The 26876-nt window shown below is 54.3% G+C and carries 21 protein-coding genes; 15 read left to right on the forward strand and 6 right to left on the reverse strand.

Going from position 1 to position 26876, the window contains the following annotated elements:
- Nucleotides 1–140: 140 nt before the first annotated feature.
- The 11 genes from JYE49_RS10225 (at nucleotide 141) to JYE49_RS10275 (ending at nucleotide 11605) form a co-directional block, all read left to right on the forward strand.
- Nucleotides 141–1334, forward strand: coding sequence for a CobW family GTP-binding protein (locus tag JYE49_RS10225; protein WP_093958612.1), 1194 nt, complete (start codon nucleotides 141–143; stop codon nucleotides 1332–1334).
- Nucleotides 1331–2281, forward strand: coding sequence for a TIGR03943 family putative permease subunit (locus JYE49_RS10230; RefSeq protein WP_093958613.1), 951 nt, complete (start codon nucleotides 1331–1333; stop codon nucleotides 2279–2281). The genes JYE49_RS10225 and JYE49_RS10230 overlap by 4 nt, the downstream gene beginning before the upstream one ends.
- A 240-nt stretch (nucleotides 2282–2521) precedes the next feature.
- On the forward strand, nucleotides 2522–3355 hold the full coding sequence (locus JYE49_RS10235; RefSeq protein ID WP_093958614.1) for a DegV family protein: 834 nt from the start codon (nucleotides 2522–2524) through the stop codon (nucleotides 3353–3355).
- 408 nt (nucleotides 3356–3763) lie between these two features.
- Nucleotides 3764–4291, forward strand: a complete 528-nt coding sequence (locus JYE49_RS10240; RefSeq protein ID WP_283399487.1) for a sigma-70 family RNA polymerase sigma factor — start codon at nucleotides 3764–3766, stop codon at nucleotides 4289–4291.
- Nucleotides 4284–5264, forward strand: a complete 981-nt coding sequence (locus JYE49_RS10245) for a hypothetical protein (RefSeq protein ID WP_093958615.1) — start codon at nucleotides 4284–4286, stop codon at nucleotides 5262–5264. The genes JYE49_RS10240 and JYE49_RS10245 overlap by 8 nt, the downstream gene beginning before the upstream one ends.
- A gap of 172 nt (nucleotides 5265–5436) precedes the next feature.
- Nucleotides 5437–5925, forward strand: coding sequence for an RNA polymerase sigma factor (locus JYE49_RS10250; protein ID WP_093958616.1), 489 nt, complete (start codon nucleotides 5437–5439; stop codon nucleotides 5923–5925).
- Nucleotides 5922–7172, forward strand: coding sequence for a hypothetical protein (locus JYE49_RS10255; protein WP_093958617.1), 1251 nt, complete (start codon nucleotides 5922–5924; stop codon nucleotides 7170–7172). The genes JYE49_RS10250 and JYE49_RS10255 overlap by 4 nt, the downstream gene beginning before the upstream one ends.
- Before the next feature lie 60 nt (nucleotides 7173–7232).
- Nucleotides 7233–8291, forward strand: coding sequence for a hypothetical protein (locus JYE49_RS10260; RefSeq protein WP_143754561.1), 1059 nt, complete (start codon nucleotides 7233–7235; stop codon nucleotides 8289–8291).
- An 18-nt stretch (nucleotides 8292–8309) separates the two neighbouring features.
- Nucleotides 8310–9434 carry a hypothetical protein gene (locus JYE49_RS10265; RefSeq protein WP_093958619.1) on the forward strand — a complete coding sequence of 375 codons (1125 nt, stop codon included), beginning with the start codon at nucleotides 8310–8312 and terminating at the stop codon, nucleotides 9432–9434.
- A gap of 2 nt (nucleotides 9435–9436) precedes the next feature.
- Nucleotides 9437–10501 carry a hypothetical protein gene (locus tag JYE49_RS10270; protein ID WP_093958620.1) on the forward strand — a complete coding sequence of 355 codons (1065 nt, stop codon included), beginning with the start codon at nucleotides 9437–9439 and terminating at the stop codon, nucleotides 10499–10501.
- 27 nt (nucleotides 10502–10528) lie between these two features.
- Nucleotides 10529–11605 carry a hypothetical protein gene (locus JYE49_RS10275; protein WP_093958621.1) on the forward strand — a complete coding sequence of 359 codons (1077 nt, stop codon included), beginning with the start codon at nucleotides 10529–10531 and terminating at the stop codon, nucleotides 11603–11605.
- Between the two features lie 87 nt (nucleotides 11606–11692).
- Here JYE49_RS10275 and JYE49_RS10280 read toward each other — a convergent pair whose 3' ends face one another.
- Entirely contained in the window at nucleotides 11693–12823 is a 1131-nt protein-coding gene (locus tag JYE49_RS10280) for a hypothetical protein (protein ID WP_093958622.1), read from the reverse strand.
- Between the two features lie 203 nt (nucleotides 12824–13026).
- Between JYE49_RS10280 and JYE49_RS10285 the strand changes: the two genes are divergently transcribed.
- From JYE49_RS10285 to JYE49_RS10295, 3 genes are all read left to right on the forward strand, one after another.
- The gene (locus tag JYE49_RS10285; RefSeq protein WP_093958623.1) at nucleotides 13027–14400 is read left to right on the forward strand and encodes a peptidylprolyl isomerase; all 1374 of its coding nucleotides are present in this window, start codon (nucleotides 13027–13029) and stop codon (nucleotides 14398–14400) included.
- A gap of 61 nt (nucleotides 14401–14461) precedes the next feature.
- Complete coding sequence (locus JYE49_RS10290) at nucleotides 14462–15364, forward strand: DUF975 family protein (RefSeq protein ID WP_179217466.1); 903 nt, start codon at nucleotides 14462–14464, stop codon at nucleotides 15362–15364.
- A 297-nt stretch (nucleotides 15365–15661) separates the two neighbouring features.
- The gene (locus tag JYE49_RS10295) at nucleotides 15662–17056 is read left to right on the forward strand and encodes a hydroxymethylglutaryl-CoA lyase-like TIM-barrel protein (RefSeq protein ID WP_093958625.1); all 1395 of its coding nucleotides are present in this window, start codon (nucleotides 15662–15664) and stop codon (nucleotides 17054–17056) included.
- 466 nt (nucleotides 17057–17522) lie between these two features.
- Here JYE49_RS10295 and JYE49_RS10300 read toward each other — a convergent pair whose 3' ends face one another.
- From JYE49_RS10300 to JYE49_RS10320, 5 genes are all read right to left on the reverse strand, one after another.
- A complete protein-coding gene (locus JYE49_RS10300; RefSeq protein ID WP_093958626.1) occupies nucleotides 17523–19805 on the reverse strand; it encodes a glycoside hydrolase family 2 TIM barrel-domain containing protein in 2283 nt (760 codons plus the stop codon).
- 119 nt (nucleotides 19806–19924) lie between these two features.
- The gene (locus tag JYE49_RS10305) at nucleotides 19925–21451 is read right to left on the reverse strand and encodes an extracellular solute-binding protein (protein ID WP_093958627.1); all 1527 of its coding nucleotides are present in this window, start codon (nucleotides 21449–21451) and stop codon (nucleotides 19925–19927) included.
- Between the two features lie 232 nt (nucleotides 21452–21683).
- Complete coding sequence (locus JYE49_RS10310; RefSeq protein ID WP_283399488.1) at nucleotides 21684–22613, reverse strand: carbohydrate ABC transporter permease; 930 nt, start codon at nucleotides 22611–22613, stop codon at nucleotides 21684–21686.
- A gap of 22 nt (nucleotides 22614–22635) precedes the next feature.
- Nucleotides 22636–23589 carry an ABC transporter permease gene (locus tag JYE49_RS10315; protein WP_283399489.1) on the reverse strand — a complete coding sequence of 318 codons (954 nt, stop codon included), beginning with the start codon at nucleotides 23587–23589 and terminating at the stop codon, nucleotides 22636–22638.
- A 235-nt stretch (nucleotides 23590–23824) separates the two neighbouring features.
- The gene (locus JYE49_RS10320) at nucleotides 23825–24856 is read right to left on the reverse strand and encodes a LacI family DNA-binding transcriptional regulator (RefSeq protein WP_093958628.1); all 1032 of its coding nucleotides are present in this window, start codon (nucleotides 24854–24856) and stop codon (nucleotides 23825–23827) included.
- A gap of 566 nt (nucleotides 24857–25422) precedes the next feature.
- Between JYE49_RS10320 and murG the strand changes: the two genes are divergently transcribed.
- The gene (gene murG / locus JYE49_RS10325) at nucleotides 25423–26487 is read left to right on the forward strand and encodes an undecaprenyldiphospho-muramoylpentapeptide beta-N-acetylglucosaminyltransferase (protein WP_093958629.1); all 1065 of its coding nucleotides are present in this window, start codon (nucleotides 25423–25425) and stop codon (nucleotides 26485–26487) included.
- Nucleotides 26488–26876: the final 389 nt, after the last annotated feature.

Here is a 26876-nt window from a genome sequence, read left to right on the forward strand (position 1 = left end):
GTACGGTTTGTCACGTATAAGCCGTTTTTTTCCTTTCCTTACTATATGGCCAAAAACAATTGACAAAGAAGGGCTCAAGCGCTATAAAAGGAATGCGCCGGATAAAACCGGCGATTGTAAGGAAAGAAGGATCTGTACCAATGGTCAAAGTAAACGTTATCTCCGGTTTCCTGGGAGCCGGTAAAACGACGCTGATTAAAAAACTGCTGACCGGCCGCCTCCGGAATGAGAAGGTCGTACTGCTGGAAAATGAATACGGCGAGATTGGTATTGACGGCGGTTTCATGAAGGACGCCGGCATCACCGTGACTGAGCTGAACGCGGGCTGCATCTGCTGCACCCTGGCCGGAGACTTCCAGGCCGCGGTGGACCAGCTGATCGACACCTATCATCCGGACCGCATCCTGGTGGAGCCCACCGGCGTAGGCAAGCTGAGCGAAATCCTGTCCGCTGTCGAAAAGGCCAAGGAGCGCCACTCCGACATCGAGACCGGCGGCAGCGCCACCGTCGTGGACGCCGGCAAGTGCCGGATGTATATGAAAAACTTCGGCGAATTCTTCCTGGACCAGGTAAAGAGCGCCTCCACGGTGATCTTCAGCCGCACCCAGCTGCTGGACGCCGCCCGGGTGGAAAAGAGCCGCCAGCTGATTGCCGAAGCGCATCCCGACGCCCGGATCATCACCACCCCCTGGGATGACATGGAACCGGATTTCATGCTGGACGTGATCGAGAACGGCAAGCCCATCTGGTTCGCTCCGCTGGAAGATGACGATGATGACGACGATGAGGACGAGCACGAGCATCATCACCATCACCACGATCATGACGACGACGATGAGGATGAGCACGAACATCATCACCACCATCACGACGATGATGACGATGATGACGATGACGATGAACACGAGCATCATCACCATCACCACGATCATGACGATGACGACGATGATCACGATCATGAGCATCACCATCATGAGCACGGCGAAGGCTGCACCTGCGGCTGCCACGACCATGACCACCATCATCACCATCACCACCACGGCGACGGCCATGACGCGGATGAAGTGTTCGGCAACATCGGCCTGGAGACCGCGCAGCGGTATGAGCAGGAGGAAATCCGTTCCATCCTGGAGAAGCTTTCCGACGAAGAGGAATACGGCAAGGTGCTGCGGGCCAAGGGTATCCTGCAGAACGCGGCAGGCAGCTGGTTCCAGTTTGACTATGTACCCGGCGAAATCGATATGCGCGACGGCAGCGCGGACTATACCGGCCGCCTGTGCGTGATCGGCGCCGACCTGAACGAAAAAGCGCTGACGGAGTTGTTTCATTTATGATCAGGAGATTTGTTCCGGTTTATCTGATCACCGGTTTCATTGAAAGCGGCAAAACCACCCTGGGACTGACGGTCCTGGGCAACGAACGCTTTACCAACGGCGGCCGGGTGCTGATCCTGTGCTGCGAGGAAGGCGAAACCGAGTGGGACGATGACAGCCTCGACAAGTACAAGGGTGTGCTGGTGAACCTGGATAACAAGGACGAGCTGACCACCTCAAAACTCGCGGACCTGGACCGGGAGATTGAGCCAACCTGCGTCATCATGGAGTACAACACCATGTGGGGTCTGGAAAAGCTGGACGAGATCACCCTGCCCCGCCTGTGGGACTGGGCACAGGTGGTCACCACGGCTGATGCCACCACCTTTGACAACTACATGAACAACATGCGCAAACTCCTCACCGATCCGATGAAGACCGCGGACATGATCTATGTCAACCGCTGCGGGGAGAACTTCAACAAGAGCTCCTGGCGCCGGCAGCTGCGCGCCATGAACAGCGCCGCCACGATCATGTTTGAGAACCTGGACGGCACGGTGGACGACGGCATCACGGACGAGGATCTGCCCTATGACATGAAGGCGGACGTGATCCGGATTTCCGAGGAGCAGTTCGGCCTGTTCTATGTGGACAGCATGGAGCATCCGGAGCGCTACGACGGCAAAGTGGTTTCCCTTGTGGGTCAGGCCTGGAAGCGTCGGGAATTCCCCAAGGGCTTCTACTATTTCGCCCGGGAGGCCATGACCTGCTGCGCCAACGACGTGGCGCCCTGCGGCTGGGTCTGCAAGGGAGAGCGCACCCCGGACAACAAGACCTACTTCACCCTGACCGCCCGCTGCAAGATGGTGCAGGGGCCGGACGGACAAACCGCCCTGATGCTGAACGAGCTGAAGTGCGAACGGGCCAAGACGCCCCGGGAACCCATGGTCAATTTCGTCAATCTCTGATTGTAGATTCATACGGAACGGTTTCAGAACCGTTCCGTTTTTTGTTTCCGGAAGAAAAGCACAAAAAGGACGGACGGCATATAGTCATGCATTGCAAAAAAACAAAGTTAAAGAGTATAATAAAAGGTAATCCGACTGTCTGACGCTGTGAAAGATCAGTATCCCCTGCTTTCAGCAGGCCCGCCGGAATCCGATGTGCCGGTATTCAGACAGTGAAGATTGAAGGGAGATGTTCCTGTTATGTGGCATCTGGTTGCTGATTCTGCCTGTGATCTGTATCAGCTGGAAGGAACGGAAGGTAAAATGGATTTCGCCACGATTCCGTTCTCCATCCGGATCGGCGGCAAGGAATATGTTGACGATGAGAATATGCCGGTTTCCGAAATGCTGGAAGCCAATGAAACCCATGATGAAATGGCGCAGACCGCCTGTCCTTCCCCGGAAGCCTGGCGGGAGAAGTTTTCCGCGCCCGGTCCCGTGATTGCCTTCACCATCTCCGGCGCCCTGTCCGGCTGCTACAACAGCGCCTGCCTCGGCCGGGATATGCTCCTGGAGGATGAACCGGACAAGCAGATTATCATCATCGATACCAAGGCCACCGGCCCCGAAGAGGCCATGCTGATCTGGCGTGCCCGGGACCTGATCCTCGCGGGGAAATCCTTCGAGGAAATCGAAAAAGACCTGAACGAGACCGCGAACAGGATTCATACCTGCTTCGCACTGGCCTCCTACCATAACCTGATCAAGTCCGGCCGGGTCGGCCGCCTGATTGGTTTCATTGCCGGTCACCTGGGTTTCTGGGGCATCGGTGCCGGAGATGAAAAAGGTGAAATTGTCATCCGTGGCAAAGCCCGGGGCAGCAAAGGCATGGTTCGCTTCCTGGTGGAGGAAATCACCCGGGTCGGTCTTGCCGGAAAGCAGATTGTCATCAGCCACTGCCAGAACCTGAAGGACGCCGAAGCGCTGAAGGCCGCGCTGGAAGCCGCCCATGCCGGCATCCAGGTGCTCATTCAGGCCACCCGCGGCCTGGACAGCTTCTACGCTGAAAGAAGCGGACTGATCATCGGCTATTGATCGAAGCTCAATATCTAATGAATACTGAAAACTAACTTTGCGATCGCCGTATTCCATTTCTGCATCGCCTATAGCTCGCATAAATGGACGGCTGTAGCATGGGAGGCATTCGCCGTGGATGGCTCGGTGTTACCAGCGCTAAAGCGCTGACACCTGCATGGACGATCTGTTACCAGCACTAAAGTGCTGACAGATCTGTCTGAAGCACGGATGCCTCCTCAATAACTTAAAAATGATATAGTGTTTTGACACATACATTCACAACATACAACCGTTCTCCGAGGTGGAGAGCGGTTGTTTTTCAGTATATCTTCAGGAAGTCATCCTGAAGACAAAAACTTTTTTTGATAAAATACGACAGAATGAGCTCCTCAATACGTCTGTATAAATGTAGGAGGTGAGTGACACGTGAGCATTGTTATGGGCCCTGACACTGCCACGGATCGCGATCAGAAACTGATCAGCCTGGTGGACCGGTATCAGGAGCCGCTGCTGCGTATGTGCTGCCTTTACCTCCGTGACCGGTCCCTGGCGGAAGACGCCGTTCAGGAAACCTTTATAAAAGCCTACCAGGCACTGGATTCCTTCCGGGGAGAAAGCAGTGAGAAAACCTGGCTGATGAGAATCGCCATGCATATCTGCTGTGATATCAACCGCACCGGCTGGTTCCGGTTCATGAACCGGGAAATCACTCCGGAAATGTTCGTTGATCAGGCCGCTCCTCCGCTTGAGGAGCGCGATGAAGAGCTGGCAGCCGCCGTTATGAAGCTGCCGCGCAGGCTGCGCGAAGTCATCCTCCTTTACTACTATCAGGGAATGAATGTTAACGAGATTGCAGACGCGCTGAACCTCTCCCATTCCTCCGTATCGGGAAGACTGAAACGGGGACGGGAGAAGCTGAAAAACATGCTGGAAGGGAGAGAATTGGATGAGTGAGAAAATCAGGCCGGACGAGTTCCGGGAATCCATGGACCGCTGTCTTTCCGGTGTAAAAGCCGATCCTTTCCTGGCGGGGCGCGTCATTGCCTCGAAGGAAGGAGAACCCCGAATGAAAAGAAAACTGTCTGTGAGCCTGGTGTTCGTGCTGGTGGCATTGCTCGCTTTGGGCACCGTGGCCTATTCAGCCACAAGACTATTTAAGAATGTCAATATGAATGGAGAAGTGATCAGCACCGAACCGCCCACTGATATGGCGGATTCTTTCCAGGAAGCCGGCATCAATATGAAAGAAGTCAACGATCTTATGCAAAAACTGATACGGGAAGAGCCGAATGATGATGTAATCATCTCAGTGTGGTGCACCAGTCCCACCGACAACGCAACCACCTCCTCGACCCGCAACAGGATGAAAACCTTCAACGATTATGGGGATTTTCTGGAATTTGTGGCCGGGGTTGATTACCTGACCCTGCCGGCGCAGCTTCCGGAAGGCTATACCTCCTTCACTGCAAAAGTATATATGGAGTGCCTCTGGGGAAATACACCGGAACTGATCGATAGAGGTGAGGATGGCCCTGTACAGTTTGTCCGCTATACTTTTGATGATTCCGCAGCGGTTATCACAAGCTATGAAATGACTTTCAGCTATGACGATCCGGAAAAGGATATCATGATCGCAGAACGTCTGATCGGACATCCCTCAGAGGTGTATGTCCTGCGGGATTGTGACTCAGCCGAACCGGTCACCGTCAATGGCATGGAAAAAGCGCTCCGGATTACAATACCGGGATATATCTATCCAACCCAGATTGTTATGCTAAAGAGCCTTCACACGAATCAGTATATTCACGTGAACAGGCCCCCGGAAGAGAACTCCCCGGATGACGGATTGTATAAAAAAGAAGAGGTCTTTGTTTATTCCAAAGGCAGCGATCCGAAAGAACTGCTAAAGCTTTTCAACGCGGAATAAGCCTGTTGCGTTTTTCAAATCTTCAACGAGTTTGCCTTCAGAAAATTTATCTGAAGGCAAACTTTTTTCCTTTTTCATTCGTCTTATAGACGGAAGCTGTAATCAGCGCTGTACAGAATGTCCTTCGGAACGCGGACGCGCGGACCGAGTATTACTAAAGGGGAAAGATGTCGTGGATGCTTTGACGTTTCAGGCGGAAATCAGGCGGATTGAGAAGCTGTTATACCGCATCGCCTGGTCCTACATGGGCAGCAATGCCGACGCCGAGGATGCGGTACAGGATGCATTGATCAAAGCCTGGGAGAAACGGGATTCCCTGCGGGATCTGAAACAGTTCAGACCGTGGATGGCCCGGATTCTCACCAACCAGTGCAAGGATCTGCTGCGCACGCGCAAAAAATGGAGTTTCTGCCCCCTGGAGGAAGCCGCCGCGCAGGAAGCGGAACCGGCCGAGCCGGTCTCCCCTGTGTTTGACGCGGTGAAAAAACTGAAACCGGAGCTCAGCCTGCTTGTCACGCTTCATTATGTGGACGGCTGCTCTATGCAGGACCTGGCGGACGACCTGGGAATCCCGGTCAGTACCGTCAAGACCCGATTGAGAAGCGCACGGAAGCAGATAGGCAGAACACTCCTCGTGGAATGGGAGGAGGCGGAAAAATGAAGATCAATGAATTTAAAGATAAGCTGGCATCTGTAACCCCTGAAGTCCCGGAACATTTCCACAGCCGCGTGGAAATGACCCTGGAGAACATTGTTTCACAGGAGGTTCAGATGAAAGAAAGCACAAAGCAGGCGATCCGGACCGCAGGCCGGTTCAGCCGCCGCACATTGGTCATCGCGCTGGCCATCGTCCTGGCGCTTGGCGCCATCGCCCTGGCCGCGACCCAGTGGCATCTGTTTGATACACTCTCTTTTTTAACAGGCACTGATATGCCGAAAAATGCGGACAGCTTAATGCAAGGCAATCTGTATCAGGATACAGTCAACAATGTGGAAATCACTGTTCAGGAAGCCGGCTACGACGGCCGAACCCTGTTCCTGCGATACAGTTACAGGATGCTGGATGTTGATACGGTATATGGAATCACCGCCTCGGAACTCTACGGGAACGATCTTCCTGAAGGTATGACCCCGGATACAATCGTGGACGGAATCAAGGACAATGCAGAAGAAGCGCTTATGGCGCACAACGTCGGCTGGTGGGCGGATGCAATCTGGTTCAACGGAGAAGCCATGGATATGCCGGACAATTCCGGCGGCGTCGTTATGGGCAGCACCGTTCCGGGTGAGATTATCCACACGGAATACTGGAGACTGGATAATGAAGGCGTCTTCCTGGAAGGCCCGGTACAGATCAGCCTGCCCATCGGCGAAAGCCAGTCCCCTGAATACAGGCACAGTATTTATGATCAGGAAACGGGTAAATACCGGCTGCCGGATAAAGGTGTCGTAACCTTCACCTTTGACGCGAAAGATATTTCATCCCAGGTCAGGAAATTCCATCCTGACAAGGAAACAAAGCTGCCGGAAGTCACCGCGAAAGTATCGGAAGCCACTTTCACACCCCTGATGACCTATATTACACTGGATCTGGAAGTGAATCCTGACGCACTGGCAGCCTATATTGCCGAGAATGGCGAAGGATATGTCGATGAGAACGGCGAACTGCTCTGGGCCTATGGCGGCATGGATGTGTTCAGCGATTACCTCATGAGTCTGGAACTTGTCGACGGTAAAGGAGATGTCGTATTCCCCGGATTCTATGGTCAGAACGGATACGGCAACGACTCTGCCGAATACCTGTATCCTTATCTGGAAACCATTCCAGATGAACTCTATCTGGCTCCCATTAATGATGATGGAAAAGGAGATCTGGGCCAGGCCGTACTGGTAAAAGGCGCAGACTGATCATCACTTTTTCAGAGGGTACGGGAACGCCTGTGCCCTCTGTCCTTTATGGAGGAAAACGTGAAAAGAATAATAGCGATTCTGGCACTTATGCTATGGCTTCCCGGCATTGCAGCCGGTGAAGGAGAATACTTTACCATCCGTGAAATCCGTCAGCAAGCCGAAGGTATGATAAACAGCAACAGTTCTGAAAGATCGATTGAAATTGAGACATCCAAAGGCCGCAATACTGTTGTGCTGGAAATTCCGGAGGTTAATCAGGTACCTGTAATTAAAGCGACAACTCCCAGCTCCGGCATGGTTCCTTCTTTGCCTGAAAACAGTATTGTGGAAGAACGAAAACTTTCCGGTTGTCTTTACGGATGGACTATTCAGAAACAGCGGAATGAGCTATACGGAATCACTGACTATAGCATTACGCAAATTGGAGAATATGGAGTGGATGTACAGGCAAACGGCAGTCCCCTGACAATGACAGAGGCAATCGAATTTGCCGAAAAAGCCCTCAATTCAAACAGCAACTGGATATTCCGCCTGCATCGTGCCATTACACGCTCATGGTGGTACAAAGGAAAAAATGCATCAGAGCTGCCGGATCGTAATGGGTTTTACTCACTGAGCTTTGACCAGATACTTCGAGGCATTCCCTATTATGATCATATTCAACACTCCTTTACCTCCGCCGGCAGCTATGACAGGCGCGGCGGAATCCCCCATGGCGGCTGCACATTCAATATATTTTCTCCGGAATGCTATGCATGTAATCTGGATGTATGTGTGGAAGCTGACGTTCTGGCAGAGGATGTGCCGCTCTGTTCTTTAGCAACTGTCATAGAAGCTTTGAAGGCTTCCTGCAACAGTGAAATCAATCTGGAGAAGCGTACTCCCGCAAGGCTGAGGTTTGTATATGTAGCCATGAACAATCCTGAGGACAGAACAGGAGATACCATCCTGATTCCCACCTGGATCCTTGAAAATGATGACGGACCGAATGAAATCACTTATGCCATTGCGCTTGTCAATGCGCAAACCGGTCAGCTGATCGATACTGATGCAGAGGATCTTGATAAAGGCCGCCGTTGTGACGCTGTCTGGATCACCTGGGACGATGTAAAATAACACTTCAGGAGAACATCAATGAAAAAGATATGCTGTTTATTGCTTGCCATCATGTTCAGTACACTGTGTGTTTCCGCCGCAAAGACGGAAGCCACACCTGTATCCATCAAGGAATTGCAGAGCATGACTGACCCGGTATGGGAACAGACGTATGAAGCCTGCGGCCGGACGATTCGGGTCAACACTGCTATTGTTGTTCCGGAAACAGAAAGCATTCCGCTGCTGGCAGTAAAACCAATGGAACCTTTGTCTGAGGAGGAAGTGCAGAAATATGAGGAACTGTTCCGCACTCCCTACAATTCCAAATTTCTGAATGACAAATACCGGACATACATCTCTTTTTCGGACCACGAAGGCCATCCCGATCTGTCCAATGCAGAAAAGGTCACAACACCCCACCGGCCGTTATATGAATATGACAGGGATAAGGCGTATACCGAAGATAATGACCTGACTGTCGCGGAAGCGGAGAACCTGGTCCGGGAAAACATTCAGAAAGTTTTCCCGGGTGTGGATTTCCGGATAGACAAAATTGTGATCAATGACAGGACAAAATACAGAAAATCCGGAAAAAAACTGGAGGCAAAAGGGTATTATGAGCTTGACTGTGTACAGGTGATCGACGGAATCCCTGTGGCAGGAAGCATTCACGACGCCTACAGGAATGACCGAACCAAGCATGATCATATTATAAGTAAATATGGAACTGCCAGCGCAGAAGTGACAGATGCGGGAAAACTTTACGGATATTATTCCATTTGGGACAAAACGACCGAACTGGGAATCCCGGACCGGTTTCTGCCCTTTGATGTCGTCAAACCCCAAATCGAAGAAATGATCATGAGCGGTAATATCCGGCATGTTTTCAGCGTGGATCTCGGATACGCCCAGTATGATCTGCCGGAAGGCTGCAAATATGAGTATGTCCTGGTACCGGCATGGGTGGTCTCGGTTGGCTGGATGGATGACCCCGAGGAAGAAGACGACGGAGCAACGTCTGTGAACGGATCGGATTATGCCATGGGATGCACATACCTGCCGATCATTGTGAATGCCCTCACCGGAGAGGCAACCAACCCGCCGGATGAAAAGGGCGACAGGATGCTGCTGCCTGCATCATGGATGCAATGGGTGGAGGAATAACAATGAAACGCATATGCATCCTGCTGCTTGTCCTGCTGCTCGGCATATTATGTGTTTCCACCGCAGCGGCAGAAGGCAAGGCGGTTTCCATCCGGGAACTCCGGGAATCCATGCCGGCACGATGGGACCGTGACATCACAACCAATGACGGTGAAGAAGTCTCCATTAATGCCCCGATCAATATCCCGGATGTGGAATCCTTCCCCATCCTGTTGTGTGAAACACAAGCTGCTGATGATCGATTTGACTTTCAGGAAGGCAGCGATAAAGACCTGTACGGAAAAACAGACGTTTATGTCAGGCCAAGTATCTATAATCCGGCAGAATTCCCGGATATGGAAATCAGCGTAGACGACGTACTCCGCTTCATCAGGCAAAAGCTGGATTCAGAAGGCCTGGAAAATGTTGATTTTACCTTGTATCGTTACAATGCCCTCGGACCATTGTGTAAAACCAAATCAATAAAGCATACCAAACCTGATGGCAAAGTAAGCTTCCGGGTTATTGTTGCAGATCCGGAAAACCCCTGGAAGAACAATGACACTCATGGCTGGAAATGCACCATAACACAAAAAATCAACGGTATACCTGTTTTCCTGACCGGTACCGTTGCCCACAGTAATTCTGTTTATTCCTATGCCACCATGGGATATACCAAATTCATAAACAAAGATCTGTATATGTTATGGATGTGCACAGTGCAGCCAACCGAAACCGTCTCTCCGGACACTGAATTGCTGTCCCGTGAAGCTCTTTTCAGCATTCTGGAGCAGCGAGTCAGGGAAGACCAATTGCACATTGTTGTTGAGATGAACCTGGGTTATTTCTGTATCGATCAGGATACAGCACGGAAGCTGAATGTCGCTCCCTCTCAGGATTTTGAGTACATGCTTCTTCCTGTGTGGCAGATCCGCGGCTATGATGCCGTCATAGATCCCATTCTGGACGGAAGCTTTTCCGATCTTCCTTTTGATGAGGACGTCCTCTTTGATCCGGATGGAATCTTCTACCTCCTTCTGGACGCCAGGACCGGTGAGGTTATCAATTATTATCCCGACGATGAATAAACGACGCATTAATTCAAGAGGTGATATATGAAAAAGATCATACTGCTTCTTACACTTATATTGTTGCTGCCCATCTTTGCGACAGCTGAAGAACAATACTATACCATCCGCGAAATCCGGAAGCAGGCAGAAGCCCTGATGGCACAGAACGGCGGCACCGTGAACATAAAAGCCGCCCATGGAGATTTCGACGTACCGATTGAGGTTCCGGATGTCGACCGGGTGCCGATCATCAAAATCGACTTTCCCCTGGAGGATCAGATGCCAGCGGCACCGGAGAATGGAAAACTGGAACGGCATCTTACCTCTGATGATGAGTATCTGGCGGGCTGGATCGGGCAAGCTGGTTCAAGAGAGGAATTATTTGGAAAATACTTCAAAAGTTCTTCCCGTATCGGGCAATACGGAATGGATGCCCGCGCCGACGGAAGTCCTCTGTCCATGGAGGAGAGTATCTGTTTCGCAGAACAGCTTCTGGACGCGTACCGGGTAAAAAACGGCTGGGATTTCCATCTTTGCCGTGCCATCGCCAGATCCAGGCAGTATAAAGCACACTACGGAAGGGATGACGTCATACCGGATACCAGCAAAGCGCTGGATGAAACCGGATATTATGATCTGTATTATGAACAAACCTTCTACGGTATTCCGTTCAATGATTATATCAGTTATACCCAGCCCAGCCGGTATTATCGCAACAAACCCGTTCCCCTTGGGGATACAATAATGACAATCTTCTCCCCTGACCTGTATGAATATGTGCTGGACGTTGCCCGTGAAACTGCCGTTCTGGCAGAAGATGTTCCACTCTGCGGTCTCGACAAAATATTGCAGTCCTGGAAAAAAGCAGGTAAATACTCCTATCGTGCCAAACCCAGCAAGATCCGCTTTGTGTATGTTTCCATGTATAACCCGGAGGATAAGGAGGGCGAGCAGATTCTTGTTCCCGTCTGGGCGCTGGAGGATGATATAGGTCCCGACTGGTCATCAGGTTCCATGGCTTATGTCAATGCCCAGACCGGGGAGTTTATCAACCATAATGAGGAAAAAGATCGTGATGGTCATCGGGGTGACGCTGTCTGGATCACCTGGGATGATATCTGAAACATAAGCAACTGAAGCAATAATTATACTTTGCCAAAAAGAATGACCGCGTTCAAATGAACGCGGCCATACTTTTTTGTTTGCTTATCAGTCGTCGTTTTCCACCCAGGCGTAGGCTTCCACAGCAGTGGGTGTGAGGCCCTTTTCTTCGTAAAACTTCTTGGTCCGGTCTTCCACGCTGGAGACCAGGGTGATGGAGCTGTTGGCTCCCAGCTCATTGCGGTACAGGTCCTGGGTATCGATCTCCAGCAGGTTGCCGTCCGCATCCACCAGCACCAGAACCGCCTGGATTCCGGCCACGGGAGCTTCGGTTTCATTGGTCACGGTTGCCTTCATGAGATCGCTGTTATATTCGCCTTCGACCTTCACAAAAACGGGATCTGTAACCTTCACAGCATAGTCGGTGCTGCGATAGCTTTCCGTCTTCGTTTCAATGTTCGCCTGGTAGGTATATTCTCCGTCGCTTTCCAGGTCAACATACATGCTGACGAAGGACGTTTCGCCGGGCTCCAGGTACTTGGAACCGGTCCGGGAGAGGTAGCTGGCCTCAGCGACCTGGTTTCCTTCTCCATCAAACACCTGCATATTGCCGCCGGTCAGGAAGAGGGGAACTTCATTTTCATTCTTGATCCGGGCGATATAGGTTCCGCGGAATCCGCTGTAGCTTTCGTTCACCCGGAAGGTGCTCTTTTCGATGGTAACGATCGGAGCCTCGTCCTGCGGAGCCGGTTCAGTGGTGCCGGTCGTGCCGGTTTCTTCGCCGCCCTGGTTGGAGGCCGCTTCCATGATCTTTGTATATTCAGCCACAAAATTCATGGCAATGGTGGTCATTTCCAGTTCGGTCATGCCTTCCGGCAGCTCATATTCCTCACCGCTCATCATCTTGGAGATGACGGACATGGGGAGTCTTCCCTCTTCACGGCTCAGGGACAGGGGGAACATCTCGCTGGAGAGGGAGGTACCGTCAAAGGTGAAATCCAGGGGCTGGCCCTGGGCCGTAATGGTGACGGTGTTTCCGTCGGCCGTCCAGGTGCCGGCAATGTCTTCTTCAGAGGCAACGTTCACGATCGCGGTGCCGTCTTCATTCAGCAGGATATATCCGAGCGTAACATCCGCAAGGGACATATACCAGTTTCCAGCGGGGCTTTCTTCGCCCAGAACGGGGACAACAGCCAGCAGCATGCACAGTGCCAGCAACAGGGCAGTGATTTTCTTCATGGTGTTTCTCCTTTCAATTTTGAGCTTTTCGAACGCTTGAATCAGGTAACTATTATACCACAAAGATTCGGTTTTGCCGACACCATTTCCGTTCTTTGCTGTTTTTTTGTTCCGAAGCTGAATTTTGCTTGCCTGAGCTAATCCCCTTTGCTATAATATTGGAAGTGTTCCCAAAGATATTGATATGAACGGAGAGAATTCCTATGCGTAAAAAAGCTCTTCTTGCCCTGATGATGGCCGCAATTCTGCTGCTGAGCGGCTGCGCCCTGATCAAAAAGGATCAGGCTGTTGATGATGCTACCGAGATTATCCGGATGGGTGACCAGGTGATCACCAAGAAGGAAGTCCTGGCCCAGGCTGAACAGGAACTGTATGATCAGTACTCCATGTATTCCATGTTCGGCTATTCCTACGACGTGTCTGATCCCGAGAACATCGAGGCCGCGAAGAACTCCGCCGTCGATACCCTGAAAACAAGCCTGGCTCTGACCGCCAAGGCCAAGGAACTGGGACTGGATCAGCTGAGCGATGAAGAGCTGGAATCTGTCAAGACCACTGCCCAGGCAAACCTGGACAGCGTCATCGCATCCGCCAAGGCTTATGTTGAAGGCGGAAGCGAAATGGATGAAACCGCTCTTGCCGAAGCCGCCGCAAAGATGGCTGAAGACGCCGGCTACACTCTCGACGCGTATATCGCCCAGGGTACCACCGATGCCATTTCCGCCAAGCTGAAGGAATACGCCGTGAAGGACGTTGCGGTCACGGATGAAGAAATCCAGGCCGAGTACGACAGCCGCGTGGAATCCCACAAATCCACCTACAGCGAAAGCGCCGGCACCTGGGCTTCCGCCGCGAACAACAACTCCACCCTGTACTACACTCCCGCCGGTGTACGCCGCGTGAAGCAGATCCTCATCAAGTTCAAGGATGAAGACAAGACCGCGATCGACGACGCCAAGACCAAGCTGAACGACGCCAACACCGCCGTCACCACCGCCCAGGCCAAGGTTGACGCTGCCCAGGGCACCGTGGATACCGAAGGCATCTCCGATGAAGACAAAGCCAAGGCTGAAGAAACCCTGTCCGCCGCGAAGCAGGAACTGGAAGATGCTGACAAGGCCCTGCTGGCCGCCAACCAGGCTGTGACCGAGGCTACCGATAAGGCCTTCGCGAACATCGATGAAAAGGCCGACGCCGTGCTGGCCCAGCTGGCTGAAGAAGGCGCCGACTGGCAGAAGATCATGGACGAAAACAACGAAGACGAAGGCATGAAGGATAACGAGAAGGGCTACGCCGTAGCCACCGGAATGACCAACTTCGACGCCGCCTTTGTGGATGCCGCCATGGCCCTGGAAAAGATCGGCGACATTTCTCCCAAGACCAAGGGCAGCTACGGATACTACATCATCCGCTATGAAAGCGATGAGGCCGAAGGCCCCGTTGCCCTGGATGCTGTAAAGGAAACCCTTTCCTCCTCCCTGCTGACAACGAAGCAGAACGACGCCTACGAAGCCACCAAGGCTCAGTGGGTGGACGAAGCCGGCATCAAGGTTGACCTGAATGCCCTGAAAGACTGACCAATGCATGAAGGGGATGCCGCAAGGCATCCCCTTTTGCTTTTTTGAAGGAGATTCTCCAATGTTTTACCCCTCCGGAATATTCCGCATGAAAGCCCGCGCTGTGCTGAAGGACCACTGGCAGACGGCGCTGCTGATCGCGCTGATTGTGAACCTGCCCACGCTGTTGATGCAGGGCTTTTCTGCCTTTACCGGCAATGACCTGATTCCCCGGCTGAACAGCGTTCTCGTGTCCGCTTCCCGGGATGGCCTCCTGCCCCAGGAGCAGCTGCTAAAGGAGATTGACGTTATCCTCGGCAGTACCAGTTTCTGGACTATGCGGGGACTGGAACTGCTCGCCTGGCTGATCACCCCCTGCCTGACCCTGGGCATGTACCGGTGGCTGCTGAACCGCGTACGCGGCCTGGAAGACCCGGTAAGCACCGTGCTGTGCCGGATGAACCAGTTCTTCCGTGCCATCGGCCTGCAGCTGCTGATCATCCTGAAGGTGCTGCTGTGGATGCTTCCCGGGATCGCGGTATCCGTATACCTGCTGCTGCCTGTTTATCAGTCCGGGGACGTGAGCGTCCAGCTGGCCGCCCTGCAGCGCAGCTACAACATGACCCTGCCGGTTCTGCTCCTGATCGCCGTTCCCGGCGTCATGGCCGCCCTGCGTTACTCCCTGTCGGAGTACATCATGGCGGATGAGCCCCAGACCCGCATCCTCACCTGCATCCGCCACAGCAAAGAGCTGATGAAGGATAAGAAGAAGGATCTGTTCTTCCTGCTGGTCGGCTTCCTCCTGTGGTACATGCTGGAGCTGCTGATCTCCTCCATGCTCAGTGGCGTTCTCGGCCTGGTCTTCCAGATGCTGGCCGGCCTGGCCATCAGCGTCTATATGAGCTGCTCCATCGCCGTGTTCTACCTCTTCCTGGAGAGCGGCGAGAAAACGCCGAAGGAACCCGAACCTGAAGAATTGAATTAATTCGATTCTTCAGGTTCGTAATTCATAATTCATAATTCACAATTCATAATTGTTTTTGTGAACCTTTCCCTGCGTTCCGGAACAAACATGTCATGAATACCCTGTTGACATTTATCGATTCTTTCAGAGGGCAGCACTATATAATTATGAATTCTGAATTGTGAATTATGAATTTGATCAATTCCGAATCCTGATCCGAAATTGATCATTTTGGTGTTCTTTTTGTTCTTTGCTTGAGTTTCCGATAGTTTGAGACTATAATGAGCGCATTGTATACAGAAACCGGAGTGATCGAGTATGCTGAGTTTTGACAACACCGTGAACCTGCTGATGCAGTCCAAGTACCGTTACAGCCTGCAGGATGTTGCGGAGCCGAACCTGTACAGGGAAATCTATGACTACGACCATGTGCCGAAGGTTGCCTTCAACCTCCGTCATGTTCCCATGCAAATGCCCGATCATATCTGGATGACCGACACCACCTTCCGTGACGGCCAGCAGAGCGTCAGCCCCTTCACGCCGGAACAGATCCTGCACCTCTTCAAGCTCATGAGCCGCCTGGGCGGCCCCAACGGCATGGTGCGCCAGAGCGAGTTCTTCCTTTATACGGAGAATGACCAGAAGGCGCTGCACCTGTGCCAGGATGCGGGACTGAAGTTCCCGGAGATCACCACCTGGATCCGGGCCAATGAAAAGGATTTTGAACTGGTCAAACAGGCCGGCGTCGCCGAAACAGGCGTGCTGGTTTCCTGCAGCGACTATCATATTTTCAACAAGATGCACCTGACCCGTAAGCAGGCCATGGACAAGTACCTGGGCATCGTCAAAGCCGCCCTGGAATACGGCATCCGTCCCCGCTGCCACTTCGAGGATATCACCCGGGCCGACTTCTACGGCTTCGTGGTGCCCTTCGCCGGCGCCCTGATGGACCTGAGCCGTGAGAGCGGTATCCCGATCAAGATCCGCGCCTGCGACACCATGGGTTACGGCGTCAGCTATCCCGGTACCGCACTGCCCCGCAGCGTGCAGGGTATCATCTACGGTCTGCGGCATTATGCCGAAGTGCCCTCCGAACAGCTGGAGTGGCACGGCCACAACGACTTCTACAAAGTGGTTTCCAACGCCGCCACCGCCTGGCTGCACGGATGCAGCAGCATCAACTGCAGCCTGCTGGGTATCGGCGAGCGCACAGGCAACTGCCCGCTGGAAGCCATGGCGATTGAATACCAGAGCCTGCGCGGCGACGACGGCGGCATGGACCTGACCGCCATCACCGAGATCGCGGACTACATGGAGCGGGAGATCGGCCTGGAAATCAGCCCGCGGCAGCCCTTCGTCGGCCGTCACTTCAACGTGACCCGCGCCGGTATCCATGCTGACGGCATGCTGAAGGACGAGGAAATCTACAACATCTTCAACACCGCCAAGCTCCTGAACCGGCCCGCGTCCGTGGCCGTGGACAGCCGCGGCGGCACCGCCTCCATCGCCCACTGGCTGAACAACTACTTCCGCCTGACCGGCGACAACACCATCGACAAGAACGATCCGCTGATCGTCAATATGCGTGCCCGCGTGGACGATCTCTACGCCAAGGGCCGCAACACGGTCATGGGCGACGAGGAACTGGAAGTTATGGTCCGCCGCTGCGACCAGAACCGGTACGAAAAACTGCTGTTCCACAAGAGCAAGTAATCAAAAAGGGAATCCGGAAAACCGGATTCCCTTTTTGATTACAATTCATAATTCATAATTCACAATTCATAATGATATAGTCTTCCAACTCTCAAAACCTCCACTACCAAAACCAAACATCCGACGCGCCCGGCGGAATGTGACAGTGGGACAGACCAACGCGTCACGGCTAAAGGCTGTGACACTTGGTCTGTCCCATCTGTCACGTTCCTGCTCTCCACCGCTTCCACGTATCTCAATTATGAATTCTGAATTGTTGAGCATCTGTCCAAATCTTTGATTTGGGTAACAGTTGCCATGCTGCAGCCGTCAAAGGTGCATTGTACCTTTGGGCGAAGAACCGATGACCGCCAGTGGCGGAAGTTTCATCGGTTCAGAGGTCAATTGAAAGGGAGCAAGCTCCACAGTGTGGAGTTGAGACCATTGAAATTGCGGAATACGGCGATCGCAGAATTCTGAATTGAACTTACATCCTGTATTCTGCTTCCAGTCCTCCGTCCGTTCTGGCGTATACCAGGGCTTTTCCTTCGCCCTTTCCCTTCCGCAGGTAAACCGTCACGGTACCTTCCCCGGTGGTGCGGAAGCGCTCGGTATAGGGCGTCAGGTCGTCCGGGAGGCCGTTCTCCATGCCCAGGATCTTCACGTCTCCCAGCACCTGAACTCGGATCACCTCGTCCTGCGCGGGCTGACCGTCTTTGTCCAGCAGCACAGCTTCCAGCTGGATCACGTCTTCCCCGGGCCGGCTCTCATGCCGGATCCACTGCAGGGTGCAGGCCTTTCCGGGGCTGGACAGCTTGTCCTCCGCGCCTTCTGTCCGGGCTTCCAGGACGCCGTTCTCATAGGGCACCTGCCATACTGCCCGGCCGCCGTCTTCCTCCGTCAATTCTTTTTTGCCCAGGCTCTTCCCGTTCAGGAAAAGCTCCGCGGTTTTGCCGTTGGTGTAACAGGAGACCCGTTTTTTCACTCCGGGCAGTCCCTGCCAGCGGAAGCATTCGCCCCAGGCGCCGGAATCATGTTCTTCTTCCCCGGGGCCCACAGCGATGCGGATCATCGGCTCCTTTGTCCACAGCGCCAGGTGCTGCGCGTAAAGGGGCTTTTCCTTTCCCCGCAGATCCAGGGCGCCGGCCTGGCTGATGCGCTTCGGCCAGCCGGGGCATTCTCCCAGGAAGTCCACGCCGGTCCAGAGGAACTGGCCTGCCATATATTCATGCTCCGTCACGGCCCGCCAGGCGGACGGATCATGGCTGTTTTCACTGCCCAGGATCACCCGGCCGGGATAAGTCTTGTGATCCTCCTCATAGAACTGCTCCCGGTAGTTATATCCCGCAATGTCCAGGGCGTCCGCGTAGCCTGTGCGGTTGCTCAGTTCCGGGAAGCTCAGGGCGCTGGTCACCGGCCTACTGTCATCCAGGGCATGCACCTGCGCCGTCAGCTCCGCCGCCACCTTTGCCAGGCGCCCGGCGTCCGGTTTCCGGTCGTCATAGAGGCGCTCCGCCAGGGGCTTGTTGGCGTCGTTGTTGCCCAGTACTTCCTTAAAGAGGGGCGTCACATACGGGTCATTGGGATAATCGATTTCGTTGCCGATACTCCAGAGAATCACGCAAGGGTGGTTCCGGTCCCGCTCCACCATGGAGCGCAGGTCCTCCTCATGCCACTGGGGAAAATCCTCCGCATAGCCGAAGTGCTTGGGCGGATAGACGTTGTGTCCCTGCCACCACTTGTTCTTGATGCCTTCCCACTCGTCAAAGGCTTCATCCATCACCAGGAAGCCCAGCCGGTCGCACAGGTCCAGCAGCGCCGGATCCGGCGGGTTATGCGCGGTGCGCAGGGCATTGCAGCCCATGGCCTTCAGTTTTTCCAGGCGGATCCGCCATACGCTTTCCGGCACCGCCGCCCCCAGGCAGCCCGCGTCATGATGGACGCACACGCCCCGGAGCTTCATGTTCTCCCCGTTCAGGAAGAACCCATGGTCCGCGTCAAACACAGCCGTGCGGATGCCGAAGGGGATTTCCCCCCGGTCTGTCACGACACCGTTCTTTTCCGTTTCGCCGCACAGGGTATAAAGGTACGGATCTTCCGGGCTCCAGCGCCGGGGAGTATTCACCCGCAGCCGCAGGCAGCCGTTCTCCCCTTCCGCTTCACCTTCCGCGGCGATGCCTTCCGGCGTCCGCAGGCCAAAGCGCACCTTGTCCGCGCCTTCCGTTTCATACCGGATGCCGATGACCGCCTCTTCCCCGTCGTCCGCTTCCGTCACGGCAAAGATGCCGTGCTCCCGGAAGCAGACCGGATCCGTCACCGTCAGCGTCACGGGACGGTCCACGCCGGAACCGGTGTACCAGCGGGAATCAGCCACTTCCGAGTGGTCCACCCGGACGGCAATCACATTCTCCCCGGGACGGACAAACTCGCTGACGTCAAAAGAGAAGCTGGTATAGCCGTAGGCATGCTGGCCCAGGTAGTTGCTGTTGATCCAAACCCGGGCACGCTTGTATACGCCTTCAAAGGTGATCCGTACCCGGCGGGCAGCGTCCTCCGCGTCCAGGGTGAAATGTCCCCGGTACCAGCCGATGCCGCCCGGCAGATAGCCGGTGCCGCTGGCCCAGCAGGGATCAAAAGGATGCTCCACGGCCCAGTCATGGGGCACGGTCACCTGCCGCCATCCCCGGTCGTCAAAGCCCATATAATACGCATCTGCGGTATCTCCCAGATGGAATCGCCAGCCTTCACTGAGGCGGATGTTCTTTCTCATGCGCGTCTCTCCTTTGGAAAGATTGACACCCCCGGCCGCTCACGCGCGGCGCTGCGGGCATAAAAAGGGGGCTGGCCCCGGCGGAGTGTACACCGCGGACAGCCCCGAAACCGGATGAATTACTTGGCGTAAACAGCATCCAGCTGGTTCTGGATTTCAGACATCACCATTTCGATGCCGGCATCCTGCAGAGCCTGACGGAATTCAGCCACCAGCGCTTCCGGATCATCGTTCATACCGAAGACGATGCGGGGCATATAGGTGTTGTAAACGTTGCTCAGGTTGTCCATGAAGACGCCCACCATGGAGTTGTCATAGATGTACTGTCCGTAGGGATAGTCGATCTTGACCGCGTCATAGGCGTCATACATCTTCTGGATGGCATCCCAGTCAAGCTGGGCATTGCGGTATTCCAGGTTGTCGTTGCGGCCCCACCAGAAGTTGAAGGAGACGCCGTCCACGGAATCTTCGAAGCCATCGGGACGAGAGAACAGGCCGTTCTCATCCACGGTGTACATTTCGCCTTCGAAGCCGTACTGCATGAGGTGATAGATTTCGGGATCGTTCCGCATGAGGTCATAGACCATCAGGGCGCGTTCCGGATTCTTGCTCTGGGCAGCCACAGCCATGGCGCCGTGGGTGATGTTCAGTGAGATCAGGTTGGAAGCCTCTTCGCCGAACCAGAAGAAGCCGAGGTCGGAACCAGGCTGCTTGCGTTCCATGGTGGTACGCTCGCCGGTCCAGGTCTGGGTGTGATGCTGATGGGCGCCGGTTTTGCCTTCTTCCATTTCGGTAACCACGTCGCCGGTGTAGTTGAGCACGTCAGCGCGCCAGTAGCCGGCGTCCGCCCATTCCTTCATGGTCTTGGCGAAGTTCACCAGCTCGTCGCCTTCCAGGTAGTAGCGGCTCAGGGTGTAGGGATTCTCTTTGCTCTCGCCGTAGAAGATAGCTACCGGGAAGCCTTCGATAGCGATGTTGCCGGTATGGGAGGTCTGCCAGCCGCCGGCCATCTGGGGGCTGTAGGAAGATCCGTTACCGTTGGCATCCCACGGAATCACGTCCGGCTTGTTTTCCTTGATGTACTTGAAGTATACGCCCAGGTCTTCCCAGGAATGCACTCCGTTCTCAAGGCCGGCTTCACGGGCCCAGTCGCCACGGTACATGAAGCCGTGGTTGGTCCACTGCGCGTAGTTGTCTTCGGGCATGAGGTAGATCTCGCCGTTGTACTTGCACAGGTTCCAGTGCGCTTCGGACACGCTCTCCCAGGTCTTAGGGGCGTAGGTCTTCAGCATGTCTTCAGACAGGGGCAGGAAAGCGCCCTTCTGGCTGTTGGGCCATGCATCCAGCCAGTCAGTGGCGGTACCGATCAGGTCGATGTCGCCGCTCTGGGTGGCCAGGGCCAGGTTGTACTGGGTCTGCCAGTCGGTCCATTCGATCCAGCGGAACTCCAGCTCAGCGTTGACCTTTTCAGTCAGCAGCTCATTGATCTTTGCCAGCACTTCGTCGGTCCGGTTGGTGGGCTTGTCGCCGGTGACCAGGTACACGATCTTCACGTGCTCGGATGTGTCGATGGCAGACTCTGCCACAACCGGCACGATGCTGAGCAGCATGGCCAGGGTCAGGATAACCGCAAAAAGTTTTTTCATGGGGAATCCTCCTTCGTAAATATGATTCAGCCCATCCGGGCTTAAATCCAAAGAAATTCACAATTCACAATTCATAATTCATAATTTTTGACTGCAAAACCATCTGTTGTTCCATCCACAATTCATATTTCTCAATCCACATCTCATAATCAGCAGTTCCGACAGTTTCAGTAACTGTAATTATGAATTATGAATTGTGAATTATCATCCTCCCTTTCGTCGACCTCTTCGCTCAGCCTTTTACTGCTCCCACAGTAAGTCCTGCCACGAAGTACTTCTGTACGAAGGGATACAGCAGGATGATGGGGCCGGTGGCGATCACGGCGGTGGCCATCTTCAGGGTCTCGCCGGGAAGGTCGGTAATGACCACGTTGGAGCCGGCGATGGAGTTCTTCAGGCTGGCTACCTTGTTGATCACGTTGTACAGGTGATACTGCAGGGGCCGGTACTCCACCTTGGTGGTCAGGAACAGAGAGCTGTAATACCACTCGTTCCAGTAGCTCAGGGCCAGAAACAGGCCGATGGTAGCCAGGGCCGGTTTCAGGTTCGGCAGGATCAGGCTGTAGAAGATCCGGAAATCTCCCGCGCCGTCAATCTTGCCGGACTCGGTAATTTCATGGGGAATGGCCTTCACGAAGTTCTTCATCAGCACGATCAGCCAGGGACTCATCAGCAGCGGAAGCAGGATCGCGAAGTAGCTGTCCCGCAGGTTCAGGTACTGAACCATCAGCAGGTAGAAGGGTACCAGGCCCGCGGAGAACAGGGACGTGAAGTAGATATAGAACATAATCCCGTTCCGGTAGGGGAAGTCCCTCCGCTGCAGGGCGTAGCCCGTCATGGAAACAATGAACAGGCCGATCAGCGTACCTACCAGCGTCAGGCCGATGGTCACGGCGTAGGCGCCGATCATCTGGTCCGGACTGCGGAAGAGCAGTTCATAGGAGAAGGTGCTGAAGTCCGAAGGCCACAGGGTGAAACCGGATCGCCGGATGCTTTCTTCTGTCGCGAAGGAAGACGCGATGATCATCCAGAAAGGCATGATACAGACGATACAGAAGATGGTAACCAGGATGTAGGTCAGCACGTTGATGATGATCTGGCTCTTATCCTTGCGGATGTGGGTCGTATGCATCAGGTGCTCGGCGTGAATCTTCTCAGTCATTTTGCTCACTCCTCCTTTCCGCTCAGAACAGGGCGTAGTCAGGATCCAGGTGCTTCACGAAGGCGTTGGCCCCCAGCACGATGAAGAATCCGACCACACTCTGGAACAGGCCGACGGCGCTGCTCTGGGAGAAGTTGAAGCTGTTCATCATGGACCGGTAGACGTAGGTTTCAATGATGTCCGTTGTCTTGAACAGCATGGAGTTGTTGCCTACCAGGTTGTAGAACAGTCCGAAGTTACCTTTCAGGATGCCGCCGATGGCGAAGAGGAACAGGATGATGACCGTAGGCTTCAGGGTTGGCAGCGTAATGTAGCGGATGCGCTGCCAGGCGTTGGCGCCGTCGATCTGGGCCGCTTCCATCATGGAGGAATCCATGCCGGTGATGGCCGCGAAATAAACCACGGTGCCGTAGCCGGTGGACTTCCACAGGTGAACCAGCACGATGAGGAAAGGCCAGGCTCCCGCGTCCTGGTAAATCTTCGGCATCTCCATACCCAGGCTCCGCACCAGGTGGGAGATGAAGCCGTAGTCATAGTTGAGCATGTTGTACACCAGCAGGGACACCAGAACGTCCGAGATGAAGTACGGCAGGAACATGATGCTCTGCGCCAGCTTCTTGTATCCCTTGCAGGCCACTTCATTCAGCATGATGGCGAATGCCAGCTGCAGGATGTTGCCGCAGATGATGAAGGCCAGGTTGTACAGCACCGTGTTCTTCAGCAGCAGGCCCAGCTGGCCGGAGATGAAGAGGAACTGGAAGTTCTTCAGGCCCACAAAGGGGCTGTCGAAAATGCCCTTGTTGTACTGGAAGTTCGTGAAGGCGATGTAAGCGCCGGGCATGGGCAGGTAAGAAAAGACGAGGAAGAACAGGATGGCCGGAAGGCACATCAGGATCAGCGTCTTGTTCTGCACAAGGGTACGGCCCACGGAAGGCTTGCGGTAATTGATCACCTTCTGCTGCGCGGCTTTTTGCAAGTGACTCACTCCTTCTCTTTCGTTCCTGTCAGTCTGTGTTTCTGGATCCTGAAACCGGTTTCAATTCTCTGAGAAAAAGAATGAAACCGGTTTCAATTCTCCCGCCAAAAAAAGTCCCGGAATCCTTTTTCCTTCACAATAAAAACAAATTAAATTCATCTTTATCTGAAGTCATTATAACAAAGGCGGGACCGCATTGCAAGAACTTATTTCTTTTTTACCATATTATACATCTTTATGCCTTTTTCGGTGGTGCGCAGGATTCCCTCTCCGTAATGAAGACAGGAATGCGCCGCTCCTGCGGCCACTCATTCTGCGGGTCCAGGGCAGTCTGCACCAGGGCGGTGCCGAAGGCCTGGTAATCATACCCCACAGATGTCAGTTTCGGTGTGGTAATCCCGGTGACAAAGGTATCATCGAAACCCAGCAGGGATATGTCCTCCGGCACATGCAGGCCGGCAGCCAGCAGGCCCTGCAGGATGCCCGCGCTGACCAGGTCGTTCATGCCCAGCAGGGCGGTGGGCTTCCGTTTCAGCTTCAGCAGGGTTTCCACGCCCTCCAGCCCGGCCTGTACGGTGTAATCCGATACGCCGATCAGCATCTTTTCATCCACGGGCAGGCCCAGTTCTCCCATCACCCGGCGGAAGCAGTCCAGCCGCTCCACCGTGCCGTAGTATTCTCCTCCGGCGTAAACAAAGCCGATTTCCCGGTGGCCGAGTCCGGCCAGGTAACGGACGCCGATCTCCACAGAGGCCCGGTGATCCACGAAGATGCCCGGGATTTCCGGCATGGGGCTCCGTGCGCCCACCACAATCCGGGTATAGCCCAGCGTCTTCCGCAGCAGGACGGTGAAGGCAGGATCCTGTTCCTCCAGGTCAATGCGTCCGCCGCAGAGGATCACCGCTTCAGGGCGCAGCTCCCGGATGCGGTTCAGCACGGAGATTTCTTTCTCCGGCCGGGAGGTGGTATCCATCAGCAGGGTCACATAGCCCCGCTTATGGGCCTCGCTTTCGCAGGCGGCAAACACGCTGCTGTAATAGGAGTTGTCGCTGTGGGCCACAATCACGGCAATGGTCCGGTTTCTGTTTTCTGTCAGCGCACGGGCATACGCATTCGGATGGAAGTCATATTTGCGGATCACTTCCATCACTCTTTTGCGTTTTTCCTCGCGCACAGAAGCGGTACCGGTCAGAATCCTGGATACAGTAGCCGGACTGACCTGGGCTTCCTTCGCGATATCATAGATGGTGATATTCTTCTTCTCCATGATTTCCTTCTCCGGTTGTTATCTGTCGTTATCATGCCACACAAATTTCCAAAAATCAAGCTGACCGCAGGACGCTTGATTTTTGGATAATTCACAATTCATAATTCACAATTCATAATGATATATACTTTCAACCAGTCAGAACGCCTGTAAAGTAAAATATCCATCACGCCTGGCGGAATGTGACAGTGGGACAGACCAAGTGTCACAGTCGTTGACCGTGACGCTTGGTCTGTCCCTTCTGTCACGTTCCGTTTTCACGTCGAGTATATCATTCCGCATTCTGCAATCTTAATTCTGCATTTGACGTCATCCATATGACGCCATTGTCCCTCTGTCACGTTCCTGCTCTCCCCAGCCTCAACGCAAAGAAAAAAAGGATACCCCACACGCCTGACTGGAAGCTCCCTGTTTCAGTTTCTGTCTGCGGGGAGAAATTTGCTTCCAATGGCTGAATGATATATAATTGCGTTATTCCCATATGGAATTCACACTATATAATTATGAATTAATTTGGAATCCTGAATTCCGGATTCAGAATTCCAAATATAGTTTGGAGTGTTATTTTGAAAAAAATCGTTTTAACCGGCGGCGGAACCCTGGGTCATGTCACCCCCCATCTGGCACTGATCCCCAGGCTGAAGGAAGCCGGGTATGAAATCCACTATATCGGCACGGAAAACGGCATGGAAGCGCCGAAGATGCGCGCCGTGGAAGGCATCACCTACCACGCGGTCAAGAGCGGAAAGCTCCGCCGTTATCATGACTGGAAAAACTTTACCGATCCCTTCCGGGTCATCGCGGGCGCTTTCCAGTCCGCCCGGCTGATGGGAAAAATCAAACCGGACGTGGTGTTCTCCAAGGGCGGCTTCGTCGCGGTGCCGGTGGTTTTCGGTGCCTGGCTGCACCGGATCCCGGTCCTCTGCCATGAAAGCGACCTGACCCCCGGCCTGGCCAACAAGCTGTGCAAGCCTTTCGCCACCCGCTTTGCCACCACCTTCCCGGAATGTGCGGAAGCCCTGGGTGCTAAAGCGGAAATGACCGGCACTCCCCTGCGCCCGGAACTGTTCCACGGCGATAAGGAAAAAGGCCTTTCCCTGCTGGGTTTTGACGGACAGAAACCTGTCCTGCTGATGATGGGCGGTTCCTCCGGCGCCCAGAGCGTGAACGCCTGCCTGCGCAAGGCGATTCCCGAACTGACCCTCGACTTTGACGTAGCTCATATCTGCGGCAAGGGCAACCTGGACGCGGAGCTGGAAGGCACCCCCGGATATAAGCAGATTGAGTTCCTGGACGCGGACCTGCCGGACGTGCTGGCCTGTACCGACCTGGTGCTGAGCCGTGCCGGCGCCAACGCCCTGTGTGAATTCCAGGCCCTGGGCCGTCCGATGCTGCTGATTCCCTATCCCAAGGGAGCCAGCCGCGGCGACCAGATCCTGAACGCGAAGAGCCTGGAGAAGCGCGGCCTGTGCCGGGTGCTCCTGCAGGAAAACATGACCCCGGAAACCATGGTGAAGGAAATCCGGGAAACATGGGCGGAAAGGGATGAACTGACCGAGGCGCTGCGGAACGCTCCTCCTGCTGATGGAACGAAACGTGTTCTCGAGTTGATTGAAGAAGTACAGAAATAATAACCCCCATCAGCAGTCGTCGCTCGCCCCGCAATCTCAGTCGTCGCAGCGGGCCTTGCTGACGCTTCAACCCGCTGCTTGCTTCGATTTGGATTCGCGCGCGCACCGCGGGCGGAATTCCCGCCTCGCGCACCGCGCACGAGAGGACTCCGGGTCACTTCCGCATTCAGCGGACAGCCCACTGGGCTGCCGTTTCCCTCGCTCCCCTCCTGCGGATGGAACGAAACGTGTTCTCGAGTTGATTGAAGAAGTACAGAAATAATAACCCCCATCAGCAGTCGTCGCTCGCCCCGCAATCTCAGTCGTCGCAGCGGGCCTTGCTGACGCTTCAACCCGCTGCTTGCTTCGATTGACTCGTTCGGGTCACTTCCGCTTTCAGCGGACAGCCC

Origin of the sequence: Aristaeella hokkaidonensis (genome assembly GCF_018128945.1) — a bacterium.
GTDB classification, from domain to species: Bacteria; Bacillota; Clostridia; order Christensenellales; family Aristaeellaceae; genus Aristaeella; species Aristaeella hokkaidonensis.

Excerpts from the sequence above, each read along its gene's own strand:
- JYE49_RS10300 (WP_093958626.1), bottom strand. The coding sequence starts at position 19,805 with ATGAGAAAGAACATCCGCCTCAGTGAAGGCTGGCGATTCCATCTGGGA.
- JYE49_RS10320 (WP_093958628.1), bottom strand. The coding sequence starts at position 24,856 with ATGGAGAAGAAGAATATCACCATCTATGATATCGCGAAGGAAGCCCAG.
- JYE49_RS10305 (WP_093958627.1), bottom strand. The coding sequence starts at position 21,451 with ATGAAAAAACTTTTTGCGGTTATCCTGACCCTGGCCATGCTGCTCAGC.
- JYE49_RS10230 (WP_093958613.1), top strand. The coding sequence starts at position 1,331 with ATGATCAGGAGATTTGTTCCGGTTTATCTGATCACCGGTTTCATTGAA.
- JYE49_RS10255 (WP_093958617.1), top strand. The coding sequence starts at position 5,922 with ATGAAGATCAATGAATTTAAAGATAAGCTGGCATCTGTAACCCCTGAA.
- JYE49_RS10275 (WP_093958621.1), top strand. The coding sequence starts at position 10,529 with ATGAAAAAGATCATACTGCTTCTTACACTTATATTGTTGCTGCCCATC.
- JYE49_RS10280 (WP_093958622.1), bottom strand. The coding sequence starts at position 12,823 with ATGAAGAAAATCACTGCCCTGTTGCTGGCACTGTGCATGCTGCTGGCT.
- JYE49_RS10235 (WP_093958614.1), top strand. The coding sequence starts at position 2,522 with ATGTGGCATCTGGTTGCTGATTCTGCCTGTGATCTGTATCAGCTGGAA.
- JYE49_RS10270 (WP_093958620.1), top strand. The coding sequence starts at position 9,437 with ATGAAACGCATATGCATCCTGCTGCTTGTCCTGCTGCTCGGCATATTA.
- JYE49_RS10245 (WP_093958615.1), top strand. The coding sequence starts at position 4,284 with ATGAGTGAGAAAATCAGGCCGGACGAGTTCCGGGAATCCATGGACCGC.
- JYE49_RS10295 (WP_093958625.1), top strand. The coding sequence starts at position 15,662 with ATGCTGAGTTTTGACAACACCGTGAACCTGCTGATGCAGTCCAAGTAC.
- JYE49_RS10290 (WP_179217466.1), top strand. The coding sequence starts at position 14,462 with ATGTTTTACCCCTCCGGAATATTCCGCATGAAAGCCCGCGCTGTGCTG.
- JYE49_RS10265 (WP_093958619.1), top strand. The coding sequence starts at position 8,310 with ATGAAAAAGATATGCTGTTTATTGCTTGCCATCATGTTCAGTACACTG.
- JYE49_RS10225 (WP_093958612.1), top strand. The coding sequence starts at position 141 with ATGGTCAAAGTAAACGTTATCTCCGGTTTCCTGGGAGCCGGTAAAACG.
- JYE49_RS10285 (WP_093958623.1), top strand. The coding sequence starts at position 13,027 with ATGCGTAAAAAAGCTCTTCTTGCCCTGATGATGGCCGCAATTCTGCTG.
- JYE49_RS10310 (WP_283399488.1), bottom strand. The coding sequence starts at position 22,613 with ATGACTGAGAAGATTCACGCCGAGCACCTGATGCATACGACCCACATC.